Consider the following 627-nt stretch of genomic DNA (forward strand, 5'->3'; position numbering starts at 1 on the left):
CAGGCGCTGTGCCGTCAGGTGTTCGGCTTCCGGCTGGCGATGATCGCGCTCGCGTCCCCCTTCGCGCTGCAGCGCACCGCACACGGTCTCGCCACCTGGCTCGTCGCCTCCGCCGTCGTCGCCACCTTCATGCTGTCGTACCTGCTGTTCCGCGACTGGGAACGCTTCGGGCCCATCCTCCTGCGGCACCCGGCGCTGCTGGCCGCCGACTCGGTGGTCGGCGCCCTTCTCCTGATCACCGCCTCCCCGGACTCGACGGTCGCGTACGTCACCATCTGCACCCCGCTGCTGGCAGGGCTGGTGTACGGCTGGCGCGGCGCCGCGCTGTTCGCGGTGCTCCAGGCCCTGATCGTGGCGGGCGCCTACGCGGTCAACACCGACGTCGAGGCGGAGTTCAGCGCTCTTCTGCTCCCCGGCCTGTGTGTGATCGCCGGCGCTGTCGGCAGCACCCTGCGCAATCTGATGCTCGGCTTCGGCACCGCCAGCCAGGCCCTCACCGAGGCCCGCGCCCGCCTCGCCGTCACCGGCGCTGTCGAGGAGGAACGGGCCAGGCTCGCCCGCGAGATGCACGACTCCGTGGCCAAGACCTTGCACGGACTGGCGATGGCCGCCGACGGACTCGCCAGC

The 627-nt window shown here is 71.8% G+C and carries 1 protein-coding gene; it reads left to right on the plus strand.

Features of this window, described 5'->3' with window-relative positions:
• A partial coding sequence (locus BHU15_RS37435) for a DUF8745 domain-containing protein (protein ID WP_171908536.1) occupies positions 1–627 on the plus strand: 627 nt, incomplete at both ends.

Source organism: Streptomyces niveus (genome assembly GCF_001723055.1).
GTDB lineage: Bacteria > Actinomycetota > Actinomycetes > Streptomycetales > Streptomycetaceae > Streptomyces > Streptomyces niveus.